Here is a 2595-nt window from a genome sequence, read left to right as displayed (position 1 = left end):
GCTGTCGAAAAACCTGAGGCCTTGTGAGGCCCGCATCGCTGCCCCTCACAAGCCATGAGACCCCCCGGGGTGTCAAGACGGAACCTGTTTCCGTCAACGGGAAGGCTTTGCCTGGACCCTGCCGCGGCCCGTGAGGGACCGGGTTCGATGTTTCACGCCACCATGCGGTCGGCGATCGAGGGCGCGCGAACTCTGGCGCAGCTCGACGACCTATCGCGCAAGATCTGGCAGGCCCACGCCGCAGAGACCGTGACCGACGACGAGGCCCAAGGCTTGGCTGAGTCGCTGCATACCCGCAGGAGTGCGATACGAGAGGCCGTGGCGCCCATTGGCATTCCGCTCGGCCGCGTGACGCTGTTTCCGGCCAAGCGCCTCCAGCGGGCTCCTAAGCGGTCCGTGGCGATCGAGCGCCGCCGCCGGCTGGCCTGTTCCGGCCCGATGCCGCCCGCCCTCGCTAGCAGGTTTACCACCGGGCAGCTCGCGGTCCTGCGGATCGTCGGCGACGAGGTCGCCAGGAACGGCGCCTGCGGGCTGTGCATCGACGCCATCGCGGCGCGGGCGGGCGTCTGCCGGCGTCTGGCACAAGCCGCAATCCGATTGGCCGAGGGCGACGGGCTGCTGACCATTCAGGAACGGCGCCACCAGGGTCGGAAGTCGGATCCGAACATCCTGCGCATCATCAGCCGGGAATGGCTGGCTTGGCTCCGCAGGGGAGGGAGATCCGCGGCACCGGCCCTGTGGGGCAGCATAGGGTGCAAACCGATGCACCCCACGGGTAGGAGAGATCCACAGAGGCAGGTTGTGGATACGGAATCGAAGAAGGGCTGCCGACAAGCGGCGGGCGACCTCGACCGATCAGGCCGAGCAAGAATCAGCGCGGATGGTGGAGCCGGCCGAGCTATGCGGTGAGGGTCTGCGAACGTTCGGCAAGGCGGACGAGAAAGCAGGGTTGATGACGAAACGGTTCTCGACGCCACCCCGTTGAGGGCGTCATGACGAGCATCGCGATTCTGATCGAAACCCAGCAGGGGGTACGGTTTATCGTCGCCGCCACGCCGCGTGAGGCTGCGTTGAAGGCTGAATCCGTCATCGCCGGCGTAGCGCAAGCCGAGTTGCCCGTTCCGGTCTGGGTCGCGGGCGCCAGTCCCAATATGGCCGGTCGCCTGATGAACTACCTCGCCGACGTTCAGATGGAGCGCGTCTTGGAGGAGGCCGTTTAGGGCCACTCATCTTTGTAGCGGTCATCGCAGGATCTGCTACAGGCCGATTTTTTCCCGTCAGCGCGCCCGAGGCGTTCGCGACACCGCAAAGCGTGCGGCGGGCAAGCACGCGACGTCAGGCGCTCTCCGGGCCAGTTCCCCGCAGGACGCCCGTGAGGCCTTGGCCGGGCAGTCGCGTGAGGGTCGGTGCGGCGGCGGGACTGGAGACCGCAAGCGCCGGCCCAGGGCCTCGATCTTCAATCACGAGGTGCCGTCGCGATATCTGTTGATATTCGTCGCAGGACCGGGGAGGTGGGCAACTCCTCTGCATGATCGGGGTTGAGCGCTTAGTTCCACCACATCAGCAGAGGCGCGCCGTTGAGCGTGACCACACAGCTATGGATACGGCACAGCTCCAGCCATCTCCCCGCACCCATATCGACATCAATGACCGCGCCGCGCGTGCAGCGCTCGCCGCTCGTCTAAGAGTCACCGAGGAACAGCTACGAAAAACGGTTCGCTTGGTTGGAACGCGCGTGCGGACGATCGAGGCTCATCACCAAGCCTGAAGGCTGCAAGCTATGCAGGTGCAGGCCGTGCTCCATCCGAGGCTTGTCAAACGAGCGAAGCGGTTCGACCATTTGGTGGTTGCCTGCTGCGGTGCGATAGCCTAGCTTTGCACTGCGGGATGGCGATGGCGTCGCGATCCTGCTGCCCTGAGATGGGCGTTTCCTCCCTAGACTTCGGGCCGCTCCTTCGGGGGTGGCCTTTTCTTTGTCCGGGGTCGCCTCGGTATCTGAACCGCATGCCGGCGGCAAGCAAGATGATGCCGACTGCAGTGATCTAAAACGGTTGCCTGAACGATATTGATCGCGAGGACGTTCAGCCCAGGACCGATCGAACCGATCCGTCTGGAGGAAACGCCATGCCGATGAAGACACTTGCCCTGGCTGCCGCGCTTACATTCATCGTTACAGGAGCGTCTCTAGCTCAGACCGCGGCCGGCGGTGGTAGCGCTGAAGGCAACATGAACAACCCCGGCAGCGTGAAGAGCAATTCCGAGAAGTCCATGGAGACCGGATCAGGCTCGATGAGCACGGGGTCAATGAGCACGGGCACAGGCCCTGGGACGAGCGGTGGTCCGCCCGTCAGCACCCCTGGCGCGCCTGCTGGCAGCGGCTCAGGCAACGGCGCCACAGGTAGCGGTGCAGCCCCGAGCGGTAAGTAAGCAGCAATAGCCCCGCGGCTCGCATCCGCGGGGTATCTCTCGATGCTCAGTGCTGAGTCAGGCTATCGACGGTCTCGCTCGCCCCTAGCTTGCCAGAGAAGCGCGCGAGATGACTGACGCTCGGCTCGTTCAGGTTACCGGCATTCGCGAAGGTGGCCAGCACAATGC

4 protein-coding genes are annotated in these 2595 nt (G+C 64.8%); all 4 read left to right on the top strand.

Translation table 11 applies throughout. The features are described 5' to 3' along the window. Positions 1 to 147 precede the first annotated feature (147 nt). The 4 genes from MKL11_RS00065 to MKL11_RS00050 all read left to right on the top strand — a co-directional run bounded on the left by MKL11_RS00065 (position 148) and on the right by MKL11_RS00050 (position 2427). Positions 148 to 909, top strand: a complete 762-nt coding sequence (locus MKL11_RS00065) for a hypothetical protein (RefSeq protein WP_243939180.1) — start codon at positions 148 to 150, stop codon at positions 907 to 909. An 83-nt stretch (positions 910 to 992) separates the two neighbouring features. After that, positions 993 to 1220: a hypothetical protein gene (locus MKL11_RS00060; RefSeq protein ID WP_243939179.1), complete on the top strand. Its 228-nt coding sequence runs from the start codon at positions 993 to 995 to the stop codon at positions 1218 to 1220. Positions 1221 to 1528: 308 nt separating this feature from the next. Further along, a complete protein-coding gene (locus tag MKL11_RS00055; RefSeq protein WP_313900720.1) occupies positions 1529 to 1768 on the top strand; it encodes a DUF3606 domain-containing protein in 240 nt (79 codons plus the stop codon). Positions 1769 to 2124: 356 nt separating this feature from the next. Beyond that, entirely contained in the window at positions 2125 to 2427 is a 303-nt protein-coding gene (locus MKL11_RS00050) for a hypothetical protein (RefSeq protein WP_243939177.1), read from the top strand. Positions 2428 to 2595 lie beyond the last annotated feature (168 nt).

The organism is Methylobacterium sp. J-077, assembly GCF_022829365.1.
Classification (GTDB): Bacteria; Pseudomonadota; Alphaproteobacteria; order Rhizobiales; family Beijerinckiaceae; genus Methylobacterium.
The sequence above is the reverse complement of the archived record's forward strand: the minus strand, read 5'-3'. Positions and strand labels throughout refer to the sequence as shown.

What these genes read in the sequence shown, in the direction of transcription:
- MKL11_RS00065 (WP_243939180.1), top strand. Translation starts at nt 148, where the DNA reads ATGTTTCACGCCACCATGCGGTCGGCGATCGAGGGCGCGCGAACTCTG.
- MKL11_RS00060 (WP_243939179.1), top strand. Translation starts at nt 993, where the DNA reads ATGACGAGCATCGCGATTCTGATCGAAACCCAGCAGGGGGTACGGTTT.
- MKL11_RS00055 (WP_313900720.1), top strand. Translation starts at nt 1,529, where the DNA reads ATGATCGGGGTTGAGCGCTTAGTTCCACCACATCAGCAGAGGCGCGCC.
- MKL11_RS00050 (WP_243939177.1), top strand. Translation starts at nt 2,125, where the DNA reads ATGCCGATGAAGACACTTGCCCTGGCTGCCGCGCTTACATTCATCGTT.